General features: G+C 62.7%; 15 protein-coding genes. 11 read left to right on the forward strand and 4 right to left on the reverse strand.

Going from position 1 to position 23,266, the window contains the following annotated elements; all coding sequences use genetic code 11:
• Positions 1-25 precede the first annotated feature (25 nt).
• Positions 26-1,024, reverse strand: coding sequence for a TRAP transporter substrate-binding protein (locus tag NA645_RS13285; protein WP_256049239.1), 999 nt, complete (start codon positions 1,022-1,024; stop codon positions 26-28).
• Between the two features lie 359 nt (positions 1,025-1,383).
• On the opposite strand from NA645_RS13285, the gene NA645_RS13290 reads away from it, so the two are divergent.
• From NA645_RS13290 to NA645_RS13310, 5 genes are all read left to right on the forward strand, one after another.
• Positions 1,384-2,322: an NAD(P)/FAD-dependent oxidoreductase gene (locus NA645_RS13290; protein WP_256049240.1), complete on the forward strand. Its 939-nt coding sequence runs from the start codon at positions 1,384-1,386 to the stop codon at positions 2,320-2,322.
• 72 nt (positions 2,323-2,394) lie between these two features.
• A complete protein-coding gene (locus NA645_RS13295; protein ID WP_256049241.1) occupies positions 2,395-3,924 on the forward strand; it encodes a sigma-54-dependent transcriptional regulator in 1,530 nt (509 codons plus the stop codon).
• A 550-nt stretch (positions 3,925-4,474) separates the two neighbouring features.
• Positions 4,475-5,851: an alanine/glycine:cation symporter family protein gene (locus NA645_RS13300; protein ID WP_256049242.1), complete on the forward strand. Its 1,377-nt coding sequence runs from the start codon at positions 4,475-4,477 to the stop codon at positions 5,849-5,851.
• Between the two features lie 68 nt (positions 5,852-5,919).
• Entirely contained in the window at positions 5,920-7,296 is a 1,377-nt protein-coding gene (locus tag NA645_RS13305) for an L-serine ammonia-lyase (RefSeq protein WP_256049243.1), read from the forward strand.
• Positions 7,297-7,510: 214 nt separating this feature from the next.
• On the forward strand, positions 7,511-11,635 hold the full coding sequence (locus NA645_RS13310) for a CheR family methyltransferase (RefSeq protein ID WP_256049244.1): 4,125 nt from the start codon (positions 7,511-7,513) through the stop codon (positions 11,633-11,635).
• Between the two features lie 403 nt (positions 11,636-12,038).
• Here the strand turns inward: NA645_RS13310 and NA645_RS13315 are convergent, their stop codons facing one another.
• A complete protein-coding gene (locus NA645_RS13315; RefSeq protein WP_256049245.1) occupies positions 12,039-13,595 on the reverse strand; it encodes a sigma-54-dependent transcriptional regulator in 1,557 nt (518 codons plus the stop codon).
• A gap of 257 nt (positions 13,596-13,852) precedes the next feature.
• On the opposite strand from NA645_RS13315, the gene phhA reads away from it, so the two are divergent.
• The 3 genes from phhA (at position 13,853) to NA645_RS13330 (ending at position 16,381) form a co-directional block, all read left to right on the forward strand.
• Positions 13,853-14,638, forward strand: a complete 786-nt coding sequence (phhA, locus tag NA645_RS13320) for a phenylalanine 4-monooxygenase (RefSeq protein WP_256049246.1) — start codon at positions 13,853-13,855, stop codon at positions 14,636-14,638.
• A 190-nt stretch (positions 14,639-14,828) separates the two neighbouring features.
• Positions 14,829-15,185, forward strand: a complete 357-nt coding sequence (locus tag NA645_RS13325; protein ID WP_256049247.1) for a 4a-hydroxytetrahydrobiopterin dehydratase — start codon at positions 14,829-14,831, stop codon at positions 15,183-15,185.
• Positions 15,182-16,381 (forward strand): amino acid aminotransferase, encoded by a 1,200-nt coding sequence (locus NA645_RS13330; protein WP_256049248.1) that lies wholly within the window; start codon positions 15,182-15,184, stop codon positions 16,379-16,381. The genes NA645_RS13325 and NA645_RS13330 overlap by 4 nt, the downstream gene beginning before the upstream one ends.
• Before the next feature lie 56 nt (positions 16,382-16,437).
• Here NA645_RS13330 and NA645_RS13335 read toward each other — a convergent pair whose 3' ends face one another.
• The gene (locus tag NA645_RS13335; protein ID WP_256049249.1) at positions 16,438-17,391 is read right to left on the reverse strand and encodes a helix-turn-helix transcriptional regulator; all 954 of its coding nucleotides are present in this window, start codon (positions 17,389-17,391) and stop codon (positions 16,438-16,440) included.
• Between the two features lie 174 nt (positions 17,392-17,565).
• Here NA645_RS13335 and NA645_RS13340 point away from each other — a divergent pair, with 174 nt between their 5' ends.
• From NA645_RS13340 to NA645_RS13350, 3 genes are read left to right on the forward strand one after another with little or no spacing between them, the layout of a single operon-like run.
• Positions 17,566-19,716 (forward strand): TonB-dependent siderophore receptor, encoded by a 2,151-nt coding sequence (locus tag NA645_RS13340; RefSeq protein ID WP_256049250.1) that lies wholly within the window; start codon positions 17,566-17,568, stop codon positions 19,714-19,716.
• A gap of 58 nt (positions 19,717-19,774) precedes the next feature.
• The gene (locus NA645_RS13345) at positions 19,775-20,089 is read left to right on the forward strand and encodes a DUF2218 domain-containing protein (RefSeq protein WP_256049251.1); all 315 of its coding nucleotides are present in this window, start codon (positions 19,775-19,777) and stop codon (positions 20,087-20,089) included.
• A complete protein-coding gene (locus NA645_RS13350) occupies positions 20,086-21,030 on the forward strand; it encodes an alpha/beta hydrolase (RefSeq protein ID WP_256049252.1) in 945 nt (314 codons plus the stop codon). Before NA645_RS13345 ends, NA645_RS13350 begins: the two co-directional genes overlap by 4 nt.
• Positions 21,031-21,184: 154 nt before the next feature.
• On the opposite strand, the gene NA645_RS13355 is transcribed toward NA645_RS13350, so the two are convergent.
• Positions 21,185-23,074 carry a methyl-accepting chemotaxis protein gene (locus tag NA645_RS13355; protein ID WP_256049253.1) on the reverse strand — a complete coding sequence of 630 codons (1,890 nt, stop codon included), beginning with the start codon at positions 23,072-23,074 and terminating at the stop codon, positions 21,185-21,187.
• Positions 23,075-23,266 lie beyond the last annotated feature (192 nt).

Below are 23,266 nucleotides of genomic sequence, written 5' to 3' on the forward strand. Positions count from 1 at the left end.
CGCGACGGCGACGGACGGAACAGCCTTAGTGCTTGCGATTGACCGTCAGCGCCGCACGAATCACGTCCGCGCCGATTTCCGCTTCGTAAGCCTGCCACACCGGCATCATCTTCTCGCGCCAGGCCTGGCGCTGCTCGGGCGTGAGGGTAATCAGCTTGCTGCTGCCGCTCGCGAGGATCCGATCACGGTCGCGCTGATTGAGCGCCGCCGCTTCGCGATTCACCGCCTGGGTCACTTCGAGGATGATGCCCTCCAGTTCTGAGCGCACCGCGAATGGCATGCTCATCCAGAACTTGGAACTGGTCACCAGCATGTAATTGAGCACGCCGTGATTGCTCTCGGTGATGAATGGCTGAACCTTGTGCATGTTCTGGCTAGCGATGTTGGACCAGGGGTTTTCCGCACCTTGTACCACGCCACCTTGCAGCGACTTGTATACGTCGGCAAATGCCAATACCACCGGTTTGGCGCCGACGGCGTTGAACTGCGCATCCAGCACCGCCGAAGGCTGTATCCGGAAGGCGAGCCCGGCGGCATCTTCGGGCAGGCGCAGCGCCTGAGTGGAGGAAAGCTGCTTCAAACCGTTGTTCCAGTACGCCAGGCCATAGATACCGGAGTCGGCCATCGAGCGCAGCAATTCACGGCTCATCTCACGCTTCTGGAACCGATCGACCGCCGCCTCATCATCGAACAGGAACGGCAGATCGAAAACCTGCAGCTTCTTCGTGTACGGCCCGAACTTGGACAGCGACGGCGCGAGGATCTGGACTTCATTGTTCAGCAGCGCCTGCATTTCGTCGGCATCGCCGACCAGCGTCGAATTCGGATACACCTCGACTCTCACCTTGCCAGCCAGGCGCTCGTGGGCCAACTTCTGGAACAGCAACGCCCCCTTGCCCTTGGGCGTGTCATCAGCCACCACGTGAGCGAACTTGATGACGAAGGGTTCCCCTTCGGCCGCTGTAGCCGGGGCACTCAACCAATACAGGGCTGCGACCAGCGCAGCGACACAAGACTTGAACATTTGTCCCCCAAATAGGAAAAGCTCGACCTCGGCGCCTCGTAAGCACCGTTCGAGTGGTTTTATCGATCGTGATCGGACCCAACTCGCGCGGGCGCGCGGCCGGCCCATTTCAACGTGAATGGCCCGCTCATCACGGCAACGGAGCGCCGGCGGCTGGCCTTTATTGGAATGAGGATCGTGAAAACACCGATGCTAGAGCGGTATTTCACGAGAGGGGGAAGTTTTCGGCATAGGCGCACATGACACAAGCGCAGGAAGTCCAACCAGCTCTCAAAACGGCATATTGCATTTAACGGACTGACCGAACTTTCACGCAGCCAAGCACTTCTACTGGCAATAGAAAGCCAACGGCCAATGCCATGAACCAACGCTCTCCGAACCCGCAACCCACGGTTGTCGACTGCCTGATCATTGGTGGCGGCCCGGGTGGACTGACCGCAGCGCTTTACCTGGCGCGCTTCCGGCGCAGCTGCCTGGTGGTCGACGCCGGTTCCAGCCGCGCCTCATGGATCCCGCGCTCGCACAACTACCCGGGCTTCCCGCCGGGTATCAACGGCAATGATCTGCTGGTGAGGTTGCGCGAGCAGGCCAGCGGTTACGGCGCGCGACTCGAACACGGTCGGGTCGAGCATATCGAGCCGCATGCGGAAGGCTTCAGCGTGCGCTATGGCGATCGAAGCTGTGTGGCCCGGCGCATCATTCTCGCCACCGGTATCGAGGACACGCTGCCGGATATGCCCGACGTCGAGCAGGCCATTGCCGAAGGCAAAGTGCGTCTGTGCGCCATCTGCGATGGCTACGAGGTAAAGGGGGACAACGTCGCGGTCTATGGTGAAGCAGAGTGCGCCATCGGCCACGCCGTGTTCCTACGCACCTTCAGCGATCGCGTCACCGTCGTGGTGCATGGCGAGCAGGATGCCTGCGATCAGGCCATCGCCCTGGCCGAGCATTACGACATCCGCCTGATCAGCGATCGCGTCGAAGCCCTGCGCCCTTGCGAGACCAGCATCGAGCTGATCACCTGCAACGGCGACGTTCACCATTTCGACATCATCTACCCCAGCCTTGGCGCGCGTTTCCGTTCGGATCTCGCCCTGCAATTGGGCGTGGATTGCGACGAGTCCGGCGGCGTACTGGTCGACGATCATCTACAAACCTCGATGCGCGGACTCTATGCCATCGGCGACGTGACCATGGGCCTGAAGCAGATGAGCGTCGCCATCGGTCAGGCCGCCCAAGCAGCCACGGCGGTGCACAACAGCCTGGAAGCCAAACCCTGGGGCGGACCGACCCGATAACGACGCTGCGCCGGCGATGCCTTCGGCCCGGCAAGCAGGCATACTTCGGGCCTCGACCGAGGCCCGAACAGCATGCGCATCCACGTTACCTTCATCGACCGCATCGGCATCACCCAGGAGGTGCTCGCCCTGCTGGTGGCGCGCAACCTGAACCTCGATGCCGTGGAAATGGTGCCGCCCAACGTCTATATAGACGCGCCGGCGATCGATGCGCACGTGCTCGACGAGCTGCGCCAGGCGCTGCGCGGCGTACGTGGCGTGCAGGACATCCAGGTGGTTGGCATGCTGCCCGGCCAGCAGCGACGCCTGCAACTCGACGCGCTGCTGCACGCCATGCCGGACCCGCTGATGGCAGTCGATGGCGACGGCAAGATCCTCATGGCCAACCCGGCGCTGATCAGCCTGGTCGGGCTCGACCCAGAAGGCCAATTCGTCGGCGAGCTGTTCGAAGCCCCAGAGTTACAGGCCGCTATGCTCGAGCAGGGCTTTCGTCTGCCGATGCGCGAAATCATCTTCAACGGCCAATCCCTGCTAATCGACGTGATGCCGATCGCCGAAACTCTCATGGCAGACGGCGCTCAGCCGGCTGCGGGCGCCCTGCTCACGCTCTACGCACCCAGCCGCCTGGGCGAGCGCCTGGCCGCGCTGCACCCACACCATGCGGAAAGCTTCGATGCATTGCTTGGCGATTCGCCAGCGATCCGCACGCTCAAGGCCCGCGGCAAGCGCGTCGCGGCACTCGATGCGCCCTTGCTGATCCAGGGCGAAACCGGCACCGGCAAGGAATTGGTCGCCCGCGCCTGTCACGCCGCCAGCCCGCGCAGCAACGCGCCCTTTCTGACGCTCAGCTGCGCGGCCGTGGCGGAAAACCAGGCCGACGGCGAACTGTTCGGCTATGCGCCAGGCGCCGCGAACGCGGCTCAGCGCAGCGGCAAGCCCGGCCTCTTGGAGCTGGCCAATGGCGGCACGGTGTTTCTCGACGAGATCGCCGAAATGTCGCCCTACCTGCAGGCCAAGCTGATGCACTTTCTCAGCGAGGGCAGCTTCCGGCGTATCGGTGGCGACCGCGAGATTCGCGTCGACGTGCGCATCCTCAGCGCCACTCACCGAGACCTGGAACAGCTGGTGGGCGAGGAGACGTTCCGCGAGGATCTGTTCTACCGGCTCAACGTCCTCAACCTGAACGTCCCACCGTTGCGCGAGCGCGGCGAAGACATCCTGTTGCTGGCCCGGCACTTCCTGCTGCAGGCCTGCACGCAGATCCAGCGCCCGCCGTGCCGGCTCGCCCCCTCGACCTACCCGGTGCTGCTCGGCAATCCCTGGCCTGGTAACGTGCGGCAACTGCAGAACATCATCTTCCGCGCCGCGGCGATGTCCGACAGCGGCATGATCGGCCTCGACGACCTGGATATCGCCCGCACCAAGCTGGCCTGCCAGGACGATGAAATCTCCAGTCTCAGCGAAGCCATGGACGCCTTCGAGCGCTCGATCCTGGAAAAGCTCTACACAAGCTATCCCTCTACCCGGCTGCTGGCGGCCCGGCTGAAAAGCTCGCACAGCGCCATCGCCATGCGGCTACGCAAGTACGGTATCGGCGGCTAGGATTTGCAGGCACACCAATCTCCGTAGGGTGCGCTCCGCGCATCGCAAAGACTGAACCTGTCGCAGTGCGCTCGCTTGCCGCTAGCTCCTTCCCTCAGCTCCGATCGGTGCGCGGAGCGCACCCTACAAGCGCTAGCCTTTCGAGCCCAGACATCAGACTGAGCTGCCGTTAACGTAACCTTTGGAAACAGCGCTTTCGCTCAGTCTGTGCATATTCGCCTCAACGATCATCGCCAGTTTGTATTCATATCGATACGCCGTACCCAAACCAATACAGGCGGCTTTCTCAACCTATCTCGCGCTACGCGATACAGCTGTATCGAATTTAATACAAAGAGCATCAACTCTCTGTTTCGACTTATTTTTAACCTGCTGATTTACAACGAATTCCATAAAAGCTGGCATCCCGCTTGCGTCGTTGTCACCCACGGAGTCCGAATGGCCCGGTCGTTTCGCTAAAGAAATAGCTCAGGCCAGTCAGAAAAATCCGGACAAGTGCCTCGCCGCACCCCCCGACACGCCGTAAACCACAAGAACAAACGGAGTCGACATGCAATTCCTCAATGATCTGGTCAATAAAATCAACGCGCTGGTATGGGGTCCGCCGACTCTGGTGCTGGTCTTAGGCACCGGGCTGTTCCTGATGATCAGCCTCAAGTTCATGCCTTGGCGCACCATTCCACGCGGCTTCCGGCTGATGTGGCAGGGGCGCAAGAACGAGCCCGGCGCCGAAGGTGAAATCAGCCCGTTCCAGGCACTGATGACCTGCCTAGCGGCCACCGTCGGTACCGGCAACATCGCTGGTGTGGCGACCGCCATCTTCCTCGGCGGGCCGGGCGCGCTGTTCTGGATGTGGTGCACCGCGCTGGTGGGCATGGCGACCAAGTACTGCGAGGTTGTACTGGCCGTGCATTACCGCGAGAAGGACGACCGCGGCGAGCACGTCGGCGGCCCGATGTATGCGATCAAGAACGGCCTGGGCAAGAAGTGGCTGTGGCTCGGCGGTGCTTTCGCCATCTTCGGCGGCCTGGCCGGTTTCGGCATTGGCAACATGGTGCAGGTCAACAGCATGGCCCATGCCATGGAGACGACCTTCGGCGTACCGATGTGGATCACTGGCGTGGTCTCGATGGCCATCGTCGGCATGGTGATCCTCGGCGGCATCAAGCGCATCGGCAAGGTCGCCGCGTCGCTGGTGCCATTCATGTGCGTGGCCTATATCATCGCTGCCCTGGTGGTGCTGGCGGTCAACTTCGAAGCCATCCCCGGTGCGTTCGCGCTGATCTTCGAATCCGCCTTCAACCCGGTCGCAGCAACCGGTGGCTTTGCCGGCGCGGCGGTGATCGCGGCGATTCGCTTCGGCGTGGCACGCGGCATTTTCTCCAACGAAGCAGGCCTCGGCACTGCCGGTATCGCCCAGGCCGCAGGCACCAGCAAATGCCCGGTTCGTTCCGGCCTGATCGGCATGCTCGGCACGTTCATCGACACCATCATCATCTGCTCGATGACCGGCCTGGCGATCATCTGCTCCGGCGTCTGGACCAGCGGCGAGAGCGGCGCGGCATTGTCGGCGGCGGCCTTCGAATCAGCGATGCCCGGCTTCGGCGGCGCCATCCTGACCATTGCGTTGGTGGTCTTTGCCTTTACCACCATTCTCGGCTGGAGCTACTTCGGCGAGAAATGCTGGGAGTTCCTGGTGGGCACCAAGGCCGTCTGGCCGTTCCGGGTGGTCTGGGTGCTGGCCGTGCCCTTCGGCGCGGTGGCCCAGTTGGACTTCGCCTGGCTGGTCGCCGACACCCTCAACGGCCTGATGGCGATCCCGAACCTGATTTCGCTGCTGCTGCTGAGCCCCGTGGTGGTCAAGCTGACCAACACCTACTTTGCCGAACGCAAAGCCCAAGAAACACTCGCCAGCGTTCCTCGCTGATCGGCTGTCTAAGCTAATGGCAGGCCCCAGTCGCTGGGGCTGCCATTTATCTTCAGCGAGCGTCGTCCATGTCCCTCAGCACCTTCGATCTGTTCAAGATCGGCATCGGTCCCTCCAGCTCACATACCGTCGGCCCCATGAGCGCGGCGGCACGGTTCGCCGCGGGCCTGAAGCAGGACGGCCTGCTGGACGCAACCGAACGCGTGCGGGTCGAGCTGTACGGCTCGCTCGGCGCAACCGGCAAAGGCCACGGCAGCGATAAAGCAGTGATCCTAGGCCTCGAAGGCGAACAGCCGGAAAAGGTCGACACCACCCTCATCCCGGAACGTCTGGCGGCAATTCGCGAAAATGGCACCCTGCGCCTGCTGGGTGAAAAGCCGATCCGCTTCGTCGAGAAAGAACACGTGGCGATGATCCGCAAGCCGTTGGACTTTCACCCCAACGGTATGGTGTTTCGCGCCTTCGACGCCGCCGGGTTGCAAATCCGCAGTCGCGAGTATTACTCGGTGGGCGGCGGTTTCGTCGTTGACGAAGAGGCGGCCGGCACCGACCGCATCGTCGAAGACCGCACGACTTTGCCCTACCCCTTCCGTACCGCCCGCGAGTTGCTGGCGCTGTGCGACCAGCACGGCCTGTCGATCAGCCAGTTGATGCTAGCCAACGAAGCGGCCTGGCGCCCGGAAGCGGAAACCCGTGCGCGGCTATTGCAGATCTGGCAGGTCATGCAGGACTGCGTAAGCGCCGGTTGCCAGACCGAAGGCATCCTCCCCGGCGGGCTCAAGGTGGAGCGCCGCGCCGCCCGCCTGTATCGCCAGCTCAGCGAAAACCCCGAAGCGAACCTGTGCGACAGCCTCAACGTGCTCGACTGGGTCGATCTCTACGCCCTGGCCGTCAACGAGGAAAACGCCGCGGGCGGCCGGGTGGTGACCGCACCGACCAATGGCGCCGCCGGAATCATCCCGGCGTTGCTGCACTATTACGTGCGCTTCGTGCCTGGCGCCAATGAAGACGGCGTGGTGCGTTTTCTGCTCACGGCGGCGGCCATCGGCATTCTCTACAAGGAGAACGCCTCGATCTCCGGCGCCGAAGTGGGTTGCCAGGGTGAAGTGGGCGTCGCCTGCTCAATGGGCGCCGGCGCGCTGTGCGAAGTGCTCGGCGGCACGCCACAGCAGGTGGAGAACGCTGCCGAAATCGGCATGGAACACAACCTCGGCCTGACTTGCGACCCGGTTGGCGGCCTGGTCCAGGTGCCCTGCATCGAACGCAACGCCATGGGATCGGTCAAGGCCATCAACGCCGCCCGCATGGCCCTGCGCGGCGACGGCAGCCATTTCATCTCGCTGGACAAGGTCATCCGCACCATGCGCCAGACGGGCGCCGACATGAAGAGCAAGTACAAGGAAACCGCGCGCGGCGGGCTGGCCGTCAACATCATTGAATGTTGAAACACACGGCGCGCGCAGCCTCACTACCAGCCAAGCGGCAAACCCATCCGCGCTTTATCGCGGCCATCTGGTTTCCTTGGAAGAAATCGCGCTGGCGAAGCTATATCATCCCCGCTGGCGGTTCGTCGGCGTCAAAGGACTCATCTCGCCACGAAGCTGTCCCTATCACAGGAAGACCCCCTGCCATCAATGGATCGATCTAGCCGAGGAACCGATGAGTAACCCCAATGAGCCATCGACCCCGAAGAACCTGAGCGTGGTTCGCAGCACCCTAGATTTTCCCGTGGTCGGTATCGGTGCCTCAGCCGGTGGCCTCAAGGCGCTCATGAGCTTGTTCGAGCATATGCCCAGCGACAGCGGCATGGCGTTCGTGGTGATCATGCATCTCTCGCCGACGCATGAAAGCAACGCCGACAGCATCTTGCAAAACAAGACACGCGTGCCGGTGATTCAAGTGACGCAGCCGGTGCCCATCGAGCGCAACCGGATCTATGTGATCCCGCCGGCCCTCGACCTGTCTATGAATGACGGCTACCTGCGGCTGACCAAGCCCACTCGCGAACGCGGCGTGCAGGTCGCCATCGACCTGTTCTTTCGTGCTCTGGCCGACGTCCATCACACCCGCGCCATCGGCATCGTATTGTCCGGCGCTGGCGCGGACGGTTCGGTCGGCCTGTCCCGCATCAAGGAACAGGGCGGCGTAACCATGGCGCAGTCTCCCGACGATGCCGAATACGACTCCATGCCGCGCAGCGCTATCGAAACCGGCATGGTCGACATCGTGCTACCGGTGCTGGAGATGCCCCAGCGGCTGATGGATCTGAGCCGCAACATGCAGACGATGGAACCGCCAATCGAGTCGCCGGCGGCGTCCGAACAGGCGTCATCGCGCACGCCGACACGAGCCAACGAATCGGCCCTGCGTGACATTCTTGGCCTGCTGCGCAGCCGCACGGGCCATGACTTCCGCCACTACAAGCAAGCCACCGTGCTGCGACGAATCGAGCGGCGCATGCAGGTCAATGCTGTGCGGGACATGGCCGGCTACGCCCAGTTGCTGAACGACCGGCCGGAGGAAACCCCGGCGCTGTTGGCCGACATGCTGATCGGCGTTACCAACTTCTTTCGCGACCATGAGGCATTCGAAGCCCTGGAACGCGACATCATCCCCCGGCTGTTCGAAGAAAAGGCTCTGCTCGGCGAGAGCGATGCACTGCGCATCTGGTCCGCCGCCTGTTCGACCGGTGAGGAAGCCTACTCGTTGGGCATGCTGTTCACCGACTACGTAGAACGCAACGGCCTGCGCACCGAGGTGCAGGTCTTCGCCACCGACATCGACGAGCAGGCGCTGGAAACCGGCCGTGCCAGCGTTTACCCCGAGGCGATCGTCACCGACGTGGCGCCGACCCGGCTGCAGCAATATTTCACCAAGGAACAGAACCGCTATCGCCTGCGCAAGGAACTTCGCGAACGCATCCTGTTTGCCCGCCACAATATCTTGCGCGACCCGCCCTTCTCACGGCTGGACCTGATTTCCTGCCGTAATCTGCTGATCTATCTCGACCGCGACATCCAGAGCGAAGTGCTGCGCATGTTCCACTTCGCCCTCAACCCCGGCGGCTATCTGTTTCTTGGCAACTCCGAAACGGCAGATATCTGTTCCCATCTGTTCGCGCCAGTGGACAAGAAAAACCGTATTTACCGAGCCCGGGATATCGGCAACCAGCGACGCGCGCCGATGTCCTCATTACAGAACTTTTCCACCGCCTCGCCCACTTCCGTTTCCGGCACGGCCATGACCCGCCGCAGCAAACTCTCCTTCGCCTACGCTCATCAGCGCGCGCTGGAGCAATGCGCGCCGCCCAGCGTGATCGTCGATCACCAGTCGGAGATCGTCTACCTGTCCGAACGTGCCGGCCGTTTCCTGCGCTATGTCAGTGGCGAGCCTTCGCTCAATCTGACCACCCTGGTGCAGCCCGAGCTGCGCCTGGCGCTGCGTAGCGCGCTGTATCAGGCCGCTCAGACCGGCAAGAGCATCGAAACCAGGCGCATCAGCCTGGAACGCGAGGGTCGTCGCTTTTATATCGATATGGAGGTACGCCCGTTCCGCGACGACGAGGCGGGCGCCGATTATCTGCTGGTGCTCTTCGATGAAATCGAAGATCTCTCAGACAAAAACCCCGCAACATGCCAGGGGAACGCCAAGGATAACGAACTGGCGCAGCTTCAAGTCGAGCTGCAACAGACCAAGGAGCAGCTGCAGCTGACCATCGAGCATTCGGAAGCCTCCACTGAGGAGCTGCGCGCCTCCAACGAGGAGCTGCAAGCCATCAACGAAGAGCTGCGGTCGGCCACCGAGGATCTGGAAACCAGCAAGGAAGAGCTGCAATCGATCAATGAAGAGCTGATCACTGTCAACGCCGAGCTCAAGAGCAAGGTCGACGAAACCAGCAAGGTCAATGACGACCTGCAGAATCTGATCTCGTCCACCGACATCGCCACGCTGTTCGTGGACCGTCACATGCGCATCAAGTGGTTCACCCCGCGCGCGCAGGACATCTTCAACGTGATCGGCAGCGATGCCGGACGCTCTTTGCTGGACATCACACACCGTCTCGATTACCCAACCCTGTACAGCGACGCCTCCGAAGCCTTCGGCGAGCTGCAGCTGGTCGAGCGCGAAGTCCGGAGCCTGGACGGCAAGTGGTATATGGCGCGCTTTCTGCCCTACCGCACCACCGACGACCGCATTCAGGGCGCAGTGCTGACCTTCATCGACATCACCGCCCGGCGCAACGCCGAAGAGCGCGTGCGCGCTGGCGAAGCCCATATGAAGCTGCTGGCACAGAGCATGCGCGGCTACGCCATCATGACCATGGACCTGCAAGGCAAGATCACCGCCTGGAACCCTGGCGCCGAATCCATCTTTGGCTACAGCGAACAGGAAGTGATCGGCCAGTGCATCGACCTCATATACACCGCAGCGGACCGTGAAGTAGGCGTACCTGAGGGCGAGCGCAAGCGCGCGCTGGAGCAGGGCCAGGCTGCCGACGAGCGCTGGCACCTGCGCAAGGATGGCTCGCAGTTCTTCTGTAGCGGGCTGGTCAATCCGCTGGTTGACAGTGCTGGCGACGTAATGGGCTTCGCCAAGATTGGCCGCGACCTCACCGAACAACAGCGGATCAATAGCCTGCGTGCCAGCGAGCTGGAAAGCATCCAGGCCGCGAGCCTGCAGAAGGATGAATTCTTCGCCGTGCTTTCCCACGAGCTGAAGCATCCGCTCAATCTGATCCAGCTCAACACCGATCTCATTGCCCGTTCGCAGGTCGTCAAGAACGCCACCAGCCTGTCCAAGGCCACGCAGTCCATACAAAGCGCGGTGCGCAGCCAGTCGCGGATAATTGATGATCTGATGGACGTCTCGCGTATTCGCACCGGCAAGCTCAAGCTGCACTTCATCACGCTGCACTATCAGGATTTGCTTCGAGGCATCGAATCGGTATTCCTGCCGCTTGTGGAGGGTGAGGGTGTGACGTTCGACAGCGTCCAGCCCGAGGAAGCGCTGTATATCCATGCCGACCCAACGCGTCTCGAGCAGATCATCTGGAACTTGTTGAACAATGCCTGGAAGTTCACCAAGGGTGGCGATTGCATCAGCCTGCAGCTTGAGCGCGATGGTGATCTGGCGCGCCTGGATGTGATCGACACCGGCATGGGAATCTCCGAAGAGTTTCTGCCCAAGGTGTTCGACATGTTCGGCCAGGCCGAGATGCAACACGCGCAGCGCTCCAAGCATGGATTGGGGATCGGACTGGCATTGGTCAAGCAGCTGGTCGAAGCCCACAATGGACGCATCGAAGCCTTCTCGGAAGGCATCGGCCGCGGTGCGCGCTTTAGCGTCTGGCTGCCGGTGCATCTGCAGACCGAAATAGCCCTCGGCGAACTGTCCGGTGCCGGCGCGGTCGGCGCGCTGGTGGGCATCAGGATTCTGCTGGTCGACGACTCGCCGGACATTCTCGACACCATGTGCGAATTGCTGGAAAGCGAAGGCGCGGACGTTACTACCGCAGACGGCGGTGCCCAGGGCATCGAACTGGCCGAAGTCACGCGCTTCGACATGATCATCTCCGATGTCGGCATGCCGGGCATCGACGGCCACAAGATGATGAACGAGATACGCCACGGCGAGACCAACGCCACCACCCCAAGCATCGCCCTGACCGGTTACGGCACCCTGCGCGACGTGGAGAAAGCCAAGGCCGCTGGCTTTACCCAGCACCTGCGCAAGCCGATCGACCTGCAGGCGTTGATCGATGCGGTGACTCAGGCGGTGCGTTGAGCCAGGTATGTGTTGACGTTCGCTTTTCGTAGGAGCGAGCTTGCTCGCGAACAGGAGCGTCACCGCAACAGAGTGCAGCGCCATCCCGCCGATTCGCCAGCAAGCTGGCTCCTACAGTTGCGCTGCGCCCAGCCACCTTTGTGTAAACGAGATACCGAGTGTTCCGGCGCCTGCGCGGACCCGTCGGACATCCCATACAGCGAAACCGAAGACCGTGTCCACGGCCACGTCTATGTGTTGACGTTCGCTTTTCGTAGGAGCGAGCTTGCTCGCGAACAGGAGCGTCACCGCAACAGAGTGCAGCGCCATCCCGCCGATTCGCCAGCAAGCTGGCTCCTACAAGAGAGCGAGCTTACTCAACAGGTTTGCAACCAGGAAATCGCGTCTGGAAGCGAAGCCCGACTCAGCCCTCTTTGCCAATCCCATACTCACGCAATTTGTTAGCGATGGTGGTATGAGATACACCCAGGCGCTTGCCCAACAGCCGGCTGCTGGGATGCTGCGCGTACAGGCTCTCCAGCACGGTTTTCTCGAAGCGGCCAACGATGGCAGACAGATCACCCTCCAGAGAAAAGTCACCCAGCGGTTGCGGCGCGCCGTAATCCGGCAGGCGGATGTGCTCGGGCTTGATCACCCCACCCTCGCAGAGCGAAACCGCTTGAAACAGCGTGTTCTCCAATTGCCGCACATTGCCCGGCCAGTGATAGCCAGCCAGCCGCTCCAGCGCTTGCGGCGACAAACTCGGCAATGCGCAACCGATCTGCCGGCTGGCCTGATCGAGAAAGTGCAGCGCCAGCGGTTCCAGTCCATCCAGGCATTCGCGCAGCGGCGGGATGTGCAGCGACAGCACGTTGAGCCGGTGATACAGGTCCTGGCGAAACTCGCCTTTGGCGCAGAGCTCCGACAAATCCAGCTGCGTCGCGCAGATCACTCGCACATCCAGATACACCTCCTCGTCGCTGCCCACTCGCCGGAAACAGCCGTCCTGTAGAAAGCGCACCAGCTTGGCCTGAAGCCGCGTACTCATCTCACCGACGCCATCGAGGAACAGCGTGCCACCGGAGGTCAGCTCCAGCAGCCCGAGCTTGCCTTCCGGACGTGCGCCTTCGAAGGCGCCGGGTCCGTAGCCGAACAGTTCGGTCTCGGCCATAGATTCGGGCAACCCTGCGCAATTGAGCGCCATGAACGGTGACTGCCCGCGCGGGCTGGACAGATGGCAGGCACGCGCTAGCAGTTCCTTGCCGGTACCGGTCTCGCCTTCGATCAGCAAAGGCGCATCCAGCGGTGCCATGCGCCTGGCCTCGCGGACTACCGCAGCCATCACCTTCGAACTCTGGAAAATGCTGTCGAAGCCGCGCAGCTCCTGCTTGCGCACGTTGTAGATACGCTCGCCAACCCGGTCGGCGCGATGCAGGGTCAGCACCGCACCGGCCAAGGCTTCGCTGTCGTCATGCTCCGATTGCAACGGCGCGATGTCGGCGAGAAACACGTCGCCCTTGATGGTCACACGCAAACCATTGATGCGCGCCTTGTTCGCCCGCACCAGCTCCGGCAGATCAAAATCCTCGGCATAGCGCGACAGGCTCATGCCCGGCACTTCGTCCACCCGCACACCGAGCAGCTGCGCCGCGGCGCGATTAGCGGCCACGATGGCGCCCGCCATGTCGATCGACAGCACCGGAAACTCCAGTGCACCGAGCAGGGCATTGAGCTCCAGCGAATGCCGCTCGCTGGGCATCAGGCCGACCTTGCGCACCTCGAACACGCCCTGCAGCGCCTCAATCTTCGGTCGCAGCGCTTGCAGCTGGAGGTTCATCAGATTGGGGCAATGCAGGTAGACCGCGTTGCCATGCTCGCCGCCCACCTCGCCACGCGCGACGTTGATGCCGTAATCGACCAGCAATTCGAGCATGTCGCGAAGGATGCCGACTCGGTTCTGGCAAAGAATTCTGATGCGCACGTGAACTTGTCCCTTTTCGTTTCGGCCGCAACTTTCTGCTGCTCGCTTTTGTTTGTCGTCAAGATTATTTGACAGCACGGCTGTTCGACAAGGCGATAAATTCGTTTGTGCGACGATTCGTAAGTATTACTTTACGAATCAGCTGAACCATCCCGTCAAAAGCATCTACCGACGTACTTCCATACGCTGCGCTGCCGCTATCAGATGAGGCATCCAAACAAAAAAGACTCAGGCGGCCATCCCGCTCAGGAGGTCAGATGAAAACTACGAAGTACGTCGCCCGCGAACCGGACGCGCACGGCCATATTCATTACCCCGACGCCGAACACGCCGTCTGGCAGACCCTGATCGAACGCCAGCTGAAGCTCCTCGGCGGGCGCGCCTGTCAGGAATACCTAGACGGCATCGAACAACTCGCCCTGCCCCACGACCGCATTCCGCAGCTGGACGAGATCAACCGCGTCTTGCAGGCGACCACTGGCTGGCAGGTGGCACGGGTGCCGGCGCTGATTCCGTTCCAGACGTTTTTCGAGTTGCTGGCCAGCAAACGCTTCCCCGTCGCGACCTTCATCCGCACCCCGGAAGAACTCGACTATTTGCAGGAGCCCGACATCTTCCATGAGATATTCGGCCACTGCCCGCTGCTGACCAATCCCTGGTTTGCCGAATTCACCCACACCTACGGCCAGCTCGGCCTAAAAGCCAGCAAGGAAGAACGCGTCTATCTCGCGCGGCTCTACTGGATGACCATCGAGTTCGGCCTGGTGGAGACGCCGGCCGGGCGGCGCATTTATGGCGGCGGCATCCTTTCATCGCCGAAGGAGACGCTCTACAGCCTTTCCGACGAACCCGAGCATCAAACGTTCGATGTGGTCGAAGCCATGCGCACGCCCTATCGCATCGACATTCTGCAACCGGTGTATTTCGTTCTGCCGGAGCTGAAACGGCTGTTCGAGGTCGCGCATGAGGACATCATGGGCCACGTGCGCACCGCCATGCAGCTGGGCCTGCACCAACCGAAGTTCCCGCCGAAAGCGGCGTAGGGTGGAAAACTGCGAAGCATTTTCCACGCGTTTGTTTCATCCACCAATTCGTCCGGGGGGTGACTCCGAGGTCTCATCTACAAAGAGACCTCCACAACGCGGCGGACCGAATCCGACGCGTGGACAAGCCTCCGGCGTTGTCCACCCTACGCTGCTTAATTCTTATGCCCATCACCACAAGGACCAACCCATGACCAACCTCACCCAAGCCCACTGCGAAGCCTGCCGCGCCGATGCACCCAAGGTTTCCGACGACGAACTGGCCGAACTGATCAAGCAGATCCCCGACTGGAACATCGAAACCCGCGACGGCCACATGGAGCTGGAGAAGGTCTTCACTTTCAAGAATTTCAAGCACGCCCTGGCCTTCACCAATGCCGTCGGCGAGATCGCCGAGGCGGAGGGCCATCATCCCGGCCTGCTGACCGAATGGGGCAAGGTCACCGTCACTTGGTGGAGCCATTCGATCAAAGGCCTGCACCGCAACGACTTCATCATGGCCGCGCGCACCGACGAGGTCGCGAAAACCGCCGAGGGCCGCAAGTGAAACATTTCAGCGACGTGGCGCGGGTCCCCGGCGACCCGATCCTAGGGCTGCTCGATGCCTATCGCGCTGACCCGAATCCGGCCAAGCTCGACCTGGGCGTTGGCGTCTATAAAGACGCTCTGGGCCTGACGCCGATTCCCAAGGCGGTGAAGCTGGCCGAGCAACGGCTGATCGAGAGCGAGCAGACCAAGAGCTACATCGGTGGCCATGGCGATCCGCTGTTCGGTGAACAGATGCTGCGACTGGTCCTGGGCGAAGAGTCGCCAGCGCTGGTCGCGAACCGCGCCGGCTGCACCCAGACGCCCGGCGGCACCGGCGCGCTGCGGCTGGTGGGCGACTTCATCGCCAAATGCCTGCCGGGCCGCAGCCTCTGGCTCAGCGATCCGACCTGGCCGATCCACGAAACCCTGTTTGCCGCCGCACGGCTGAAGGTCGAGCACTACCCCTACGTCAACGCGCAGAACCAGCTCGACGTGCCAGCCATGCTCGCCGCACTGGAGCGGATTCCCAGCGGCGACGTGGTACTGCTGCACGCGTGCTGCCACAACCCCACCGGCTACGACCTGAGCCAGGACGACTGGCGTCAGGTGCTGGAAATCGTACGCCAGCGCGAGCTGTTGCCGCTGTTCGACTTCGCCTATCAGGGCTTCGGCGATGGGCTGAACGAGGATGCTTGGGCCGTGCGGCTTTTTGTCGAAGCCTTGCCAGAGGTGCTGATCACCAGCTCCTGCTCGAAGAATTTCGGCCTGTATCGCGAGCGCACCGGCGCGCTCATCGCGGTCACGGCAGACGGCGAATCGCTGATCGACGTGCGCAGCCAGTTCGCCTCGGTGGCGCGCAACCTCTGGTCCACGCCTCCGTCCCATGGCGCCGCCGTGGTGGCGACGGTTCTGGCCAATAGCGAGTTGCGCCAGCTTTGGGAACAGGAAGTCGCCGCCAAGCGCGAACGCATCGCCGGCCTGCGCCAAGGTCTGGTGGAAGCGCTGCAGCCGCACGGTCTGGCCGAACGCTTCGCGCATATCGCCCGGCAGCGCGGGATGTTCTCCTACACCGGGCTGACCGCCGCGCAAGTGCTGCGCCTGCGCGCCGAGGACTCGGTGTATCTGGTGGAAAGCGGCCGCGCCAACATCGCCGGGCTGGATGCCGCAAGGCTCGATCAGTTGGCGGCGGCTATTGCGCGGGTGGTTTCAGACTGAGCCCTGCCACGGCGGGCTGACGCGGAACGCTGCTCGCCCCACCCGACCTAGCTGCGTTAAATCCGCGCACGCACCTGCCTCGGATTGAGCCCGAACTGTCGTTTGAATGCCGTGGAGAAGTTGGCCGGGCTGTTGTAACCCGCGCGCCAGGCGGCCTCGTTGACGCTGACGCCGTCGCGCTCCAATGCCTGGCGCGCCTGCAGCAGCCGTCGTGCGCGCTGGTATTCGAACACGGTCATGCCGCGCAGCGTACGGAATTGACGTTGCAGGGTATTGGCGTTGACCCCGACTTCCCGCGCGATGCGCTCCAGCGTCCAGTCATCCGCCGCACCGCTGTCGAGCAGTTCGATCAGCCGCTGCACGCGCACGTGCTCATGCGGTCGCAGACCGGCGCAGGGTGCCCGCTCGCCGAGACTGCCCAGCGCCTCGCAGGCGATGTCCAGCGCGCGGCTTTCCAGATACAAACGTTGCAGCAGCGGATCGTAACCGGGTGGATTGAGCATCTGCTCGGCCAGGGTCAGCAAACGTGCCGAGGGCTGCCACACCCGCGGCGCCAGATGGCTTTGCATGAAGCGATGCACCGAACTGCCAGCCTCACCGCCGGCGGCCTCGAACCACTCGGGCGACAGGCTGACCACCAGCTTGCGGATATGCCGGCCACGCCGGGCCTGGCGGCGGAACAACACCGGCTCGTTCATCGCCAGAGCGATCCCCTCAGGGCTGCGACACCGGCCCGGCTGGCCAAAGGTGAGCGACAGGTCGCCGTAGCTCACCTCGCTCTGACCGTCGAGAAAGAGCACGAACGACAGACGCGGGCCGACGACGTTCTCGGTGACGAAGTCCTGCAGTTCCTCACAGTCGGACCAATGCAGCGACAGCCCGTCGCGCAATTGCAGCCAGCCCACCCGGCCATAGAACAGGCGATCGTCGTCGGGCCGCGCCAGGCGCAAGCCGGGCTGGCTCGTGAGCGGCAACTCGTCGCGGCGGATGAGGTGATCAGGCTGCTGCATGGCGCATATCCCTGGCGATGGCAGATCGCAAAGCAAATGTTCGGTTGCGCAAAGGTTCGGTCCACAGCGCGGTGGCAGACTACGCGCCGTTACATCTTGATGCAAATCATTATCATTAGTGAAGCCACGGGACAGCCGCCAACCTGCCCCGCCGCCCGCGACAGGAGCCGCCGCATGGACAGAACTACCCGCCCCTTCCGTCTTACCCGTCATTCCCGGCACTGGTTGCTGATCGGCGTGCTCGCGCCCTTTCCGCTTAGCGCTCTGGCCCAAGGCGTCGCGCTGCAGGACGAGCCGGTCCAGCTGGAGAGCATTACCGTCGAGGGCAACCGCCTGTACGACATGCCGTCATCGGAGCAGAGCGGCGGCTATACGGTGCCTGCTGCCACCGTCGGCACCAAGACCCCAGCCGAGCTGCGCGACATTCCGCAGTCGATCACCGTCTACACCAGCGATTACATCCGCGACCGTCAGTTCGTGAACCTCGACGATTTGGCCAAGTACACCGCCGGCCTGCGTACGTTGACCAACGACAGCGGTCGCTCCTCGATCTATGCCCGCGGCTACGAGTACGACGAATTCAACATCGACGGCCTGCCGGCGCCCATGGCCAGCATCAACGGCACGCTACCGTCGCTGTCGCCGTTCGACCGGGTCGAGATCATGCGCGGCCCGTCCGGGCTGTTCAGCAGCACCAGCGAGATGGGCGGCATCGTCAACATGGTGCGCAAGCGCCCGACCGCCGAGTTCCAAGGCAGCTTGACCGGTCGCTACGGCAGCTGGGACCAGAACTACCAGGAAGCCGATTTCTCCGGCCCGCTGGACGAAGAAGGCCGGGTACGCGGCCGCGTGGTCGCATCGCGCGCCGACACCAACGGCGAGGTGGACTACAACGAGAACACCAGCGAGAGCTTTTATGGTGCGCTGGACATGGACCTTTCCGATGCCACCACGCTGTCCCTCGGGCTGATTCACCAGACCAAGGACATCCTGCCGCATAACGGTTACCCCGCCGTCACCGACGGCAGTCTCCAGGACTTCAGTCGCTCGACCTATCTCGGTGCCGACTGGGGCGATTTCGATGGCCGCACCACCGACGCCATCGCCGAGCTGACTCACCGCTTCGACAATGGCGGCTACGGCCGCGTCGCGGTGCGCGGCTCCAAACGGGCCACCAATTACCTCTATGCCTTCACCGGACGCAACGCCACCACGGGCGTGACCAACCTCTCCTACACCGCACGCGATTTGGAGCAGGACACCCTCGCCGTCGACGCCAACTACAGCCAGCCGTTCGAACTTCTGGGCCAGGTCTCGGAGTTCGTCGTCGGCACCGATTTCAAACGCTACGAAACCGAATACGCCGACGCCCGCGGCAACCTTGGCGTCATCGACGTCGACACCTATCACCCAAGCGACAAACCGAAGCCGAACATCACTTTCGGCACGCCGACCGAGACCGACGAACGCGAAGCCGGGCTCTACGCCAAGCTGACCTTCCGCCCCATCGAGCGCCTGGCATTGATCGGCGGTGCACGCGTGAGCAGCTTTACCGGCGAGAACAGCACGGCCGAGCACGACGCCAAGGAAAGCGGCTATGTCACACCTTACGGCGGCCTGGTGTTCGATCTTGATGCGCAACATTCGCTGTATGCCAGCTACTCGCAGGTGTTCAAGCCACAGACCGAGACCGATGCCGGCGGACGCATCATCGAGCCGCGCGAAGGCGAGCAGTACGAGGCAGGCATCAAGGGCAGCTATTACGGCGGCGACCTGAACGCACGCCTCACTGCCTTCCAGCTCACCGACGAGAATCGTGCCACCGGCGCCATCGACGACTTCGGCGTGCCGATCAGCGGCGTGTACGAAGGCAGCGGCAAAACCCGCATCCGCGGCGGCGAATTCGAGATCAGCGGCTACCTGACGCCCGAGTGGGAAGTGCTGGCCGGCTACACCTACATGAAGAGCGAAAACCTGGCTGGCGACGAGAATGCGCTGTTCACCCTCATGCCGCGCCATCAGGCGTCCCTCTGGACCAAGTACACGTTGCCCGGCGGCAGCTTGCGCGGTCTGGGAATCGGTGCTGGCGTCAGCGCCATGAGCGACTTCCACATCGAACGCGCCGGCAGCCCGCGATTGAGCGCACCCGGCTATGCGGTGGTCGATGCCAAGCTGTCCTACCCGATCACCGACAAGCTGACCGCCACCTTCGACGCCAACAACCTGCTCGACCGCAAATACTATTCGCGGGTCGGCAGCGTCGGCACCTTCAACTTCTACGGCCCATCACGCAATTTCGTCGTCGGTGCCCGCTACGAGTTTTAATTCGCCTGAGCCGCCGGCGCCCAATAAGCGTCCGGCGGCTTCGCCATGGAGAACCCCCATGCCCCAGTTTCATGCCGTAGTCCCCACACCACGCGCCGCGCGCAACATGACCCGCCTGTGCAAACATTTCGCACACAAGGGAGACGTGCGCTTCGACGAGGCTCACGCACAGATCGATTTCACCTTCGGCAGCTGCCGGATGCTGGCCACCCCGGACCGCCTGCTGATCGACTGCCAGGCCGAGCCCGGCGAAGCCGAAAAACGCCTGCGCTTCGTCATTGCCGACCATCTCCAGCGCTTCTCCGGCGAGGAGGCGCTGCAGGTCGACTGGCAGGACGGCGCCCTGCCGTCAGCCGAGGGCGTGACGCCGTGAAGCGGCTCGCTCTGGCCCTGATCGCCAGCGTCGGCGCGCACCTGATGCCGGCATCGGCGTCCGCTGCACAGCCTTGGCAAGCCGTGACGCTGCCGCACGCCGAGCAGCGTCTTTTGCATTCGCAGCACACCGACCGCGACTACCGCATCTTCGTCTCGCGGCCGCAGCACGAACCGCCACCCGGCGGCTATCCAGTGCTCTACGTGCTCGACGGCAACGCACTGTTCCCTTCACTGGCGATCCAGGCCCAGGCGCTGGAGGTCCGCCCCGATCCGACCCTGCGCAATTCCGTGCTGATCGTCGGCATCGGCTATCCGGGCGAGGGACTCTACGACTTCAAGGCGCGCGCCGAGGACTACACACCCGACGCCGAAGATCGTCAGCGCCTGCCCGGTCGCGAACCGCCACCCTCCGGCGGCGCCGAGCGCTTCCTGGAGTTTATCGAAACCGAACTCAAACCGATGATCGCCGAGCGCTATTCGATCGATCCAGCGCGGCAGACGCTGTTCGGCCATTCCTACGGCGGGCTGTTCACCCTCTACACGCTGCTCAACCGGCCGCAGGCGTTCAGCGGCTATGCCGCCGCCAGCCCGTCGATCTGGTGGTACCAGGGTTATATCGGCCGCAGCCTGGCAGCGTTCGAGAAGAAAGTGGGACAGCATCCCGTGCAGGCGCGCCTGCTGGTTACCGCCGGCAGCGCCGAGGAACCCGCCGCCGATGATCCGCTGACCGATCCGCGCCAGCGCCACATGGCCGAGCGGCGCATGGTGGGCAATGCACGGGACCTGACCGAACGCCTGTCAGCCGTGCCGGGGCTGCCGGTCGACCTGCGTATCAACGAAGGCGCCAACCATGGCACCAACGCGCAGTACAGCACGGTGCAGGCGCTGGAGCTGGCAACCTCGACAGGCGTGCCAGCCACGACGAAGGCGGGCGACTAGCAGGCCTGAGCGCGATAACTGGAGATGCGCGTTCCGGAGCGGGACTGATCTGAATCGCAAGTAAGGAAGGCGATTCGCGAGCAAGCTCGCTCCTACGGGAACGGCAACGTTGCACGTGTAGGCGTGGGCTTGCTCGCGACGCTGCTGTACACGTTTAGATCCGGAAGCTTCCTACCAGCTGCTTGAGCCGCGCAGCCTGCTGCTCCAGATCGCCACAGGCGCGCAGGGTCGATTGCAGGTTCTCCACGCCTTCCTGATTGAGGGTGTTGATTTCGGTGATATCCATGTTCAGCGACTCGATCACCGAAGTCTGCTCTTCGGTGGCAGTGGCGACCGACTGGTTCATCGCGTCGATCTCGCCGATGCTCCGGGTCACGCTGCCGAGCCGCTCGCCGGCCTGGTTGGCGATGTCGACGCTGGCCTCGCTCTGGCGCTGGCTCTCGGTCATGGTGGACACCGAATCACGTGCGCCGACCTGCAGCTTCTCGATCATGCCGTGAATTTCCTGCGCCGAGGTCTGGGTCCGATGGGCCAGGCTGCGTACCTCATCGGCCACCACCGCGAAGCCACGTCCGGCTTCACCGGCGCGGGCCGCTTCGATGGCGGCGTTGAGCGCCAGCAGGTTGGTCTGCTCGGAAATACCCTTGATCACATCGAGAATCTGGCCGATGCCGACGGTCTGGCTGTTGAGCGCTTCGATCTGCTCGCAAGACGCGCTGATGTTGCTCGACAGCTGCTTCATCGCCTCGATATTGCGCTCGACCACCTTGCGCCCGTCTTCGGCCTGATGGCTGGCGCCGCTGGCCTGTTGTGAAGCATCAGCAGCGTTGCGGGCGATTTCCTGAGCGGCGGCGCCGAGCTGGTTGATCGCGGCTGCGACGCTGTTGGTGCGGCTAGCCTGCTCATCGGAGTTGACCATCGAGGAGTTGGAAGCCGCCAATACGCGCTGCGCCACTTCGTTGACCTGTTGAGTCGCGGAAGACACTTCGCGTATCGAGCCGTGGATCCGTTCAACGAAGCGGTTGAAGGCCATTGCCAGCTCGCCGAACTCGTCCTGCGACTGCACGGACAGGCGGCGGGTCAGATCACCCTCACCTTCAGCGATGTTAGCCATCGCCCGTCCCATATCGGTCAACGGGCGCATCAGCACGCGGATCAGCATGCCCAGCAGCAATAAAATGAACACCACGGCAATCACGGCGGCAACGAAGGCTGACGTACGGAAGTCGGATAGCGCCGCATAGGCCTTTTCCTTGTCCACCGAAATACCTACGTACCAAGTCACCGAGGGGAGACCGGGAACCGGGCTGAAGCTGAGGATGCGCGCCTGACCGTCGAGCTCCGCCTCGCTGAAACCACTGGTCAATGCCGGAGTGTCGTGCGGATAGAGCTCAGCCAGCGTCTTCATGACCTTGGTCCGATCAGGATGGACCAGCACCTTGCCGTCGCCGCTGACAAGGAACGCATAGCCCATGCCGTCGAAATTCAGCGCGTTGATGATATCGACGAGCACCTTCAGGCTGAGGTCGCCGCCGACCACGCCCAGGCTCTGGGCACCGGCGTTGGCTGGCGTCGCCGCAGTAATGATCAGCTCGTTGGTCGCGGCGTCCATATAAGGCTCGGTCAGCGTGGTCTTGCCTGCGTTGATTGCATCCTTGTACCAGGGACGCTGGCGTGGATCGTAGCCTGCCGGAAGTTCGAAACGCGGATGTACGATGAACTCACCGTCGCTGCGACCCAGGTAGGTAAAGGCGAAGGTGGAGCTGAGAGCCGGCTGCTGCACCAGGGCCTCGACCGCCTGGCCTGAACTGTCGCGAGCGATGGTCTGCGCCGTGCTTTCCAGCAACACCAGACGGCCGGAGAGCCAGTTATGGATGTTGTGCGCGGTCACGTCGCCCATCTCGTTCAGGTAGCTCTCGAGCTTGGCCTGGATGGCGTTGCGCTGCAGATAGTCGTTGAACAGAGTGAACAAGGCGAAGGTTGCAATCACGACGAGTGATGCGGCCAACAGGATTTTGTGACTGAACTTTAGACGACTGGGCATGGGCGCGTGTCCGAGGATTGATCTGGGTCAATGCGAAGATCCCTTTTCTGGCCGAGCCTCCTTGCGCTAATCGGAGTATCGGCTCGGCGCAAAAGACCTTGAGGTCACCGCTGGTCAGCTAGAATCGTTGCGAGCCTTGATGACACCCTCGTCGCCCCGCTCGATTCCTCATGCAAAAACGGCACTTCCGTT

It is taken from the genome of Stutzerimonas stutzeri, from assembly GCF_024448955.1.
Lineage (GTDB): Bacteria > Pseudomonadota > Gammaproteobacteria > Pseudomonadales > Pseudomonadaceae > Stutzerimonas > Stutzerimonas stutzeri_AQ.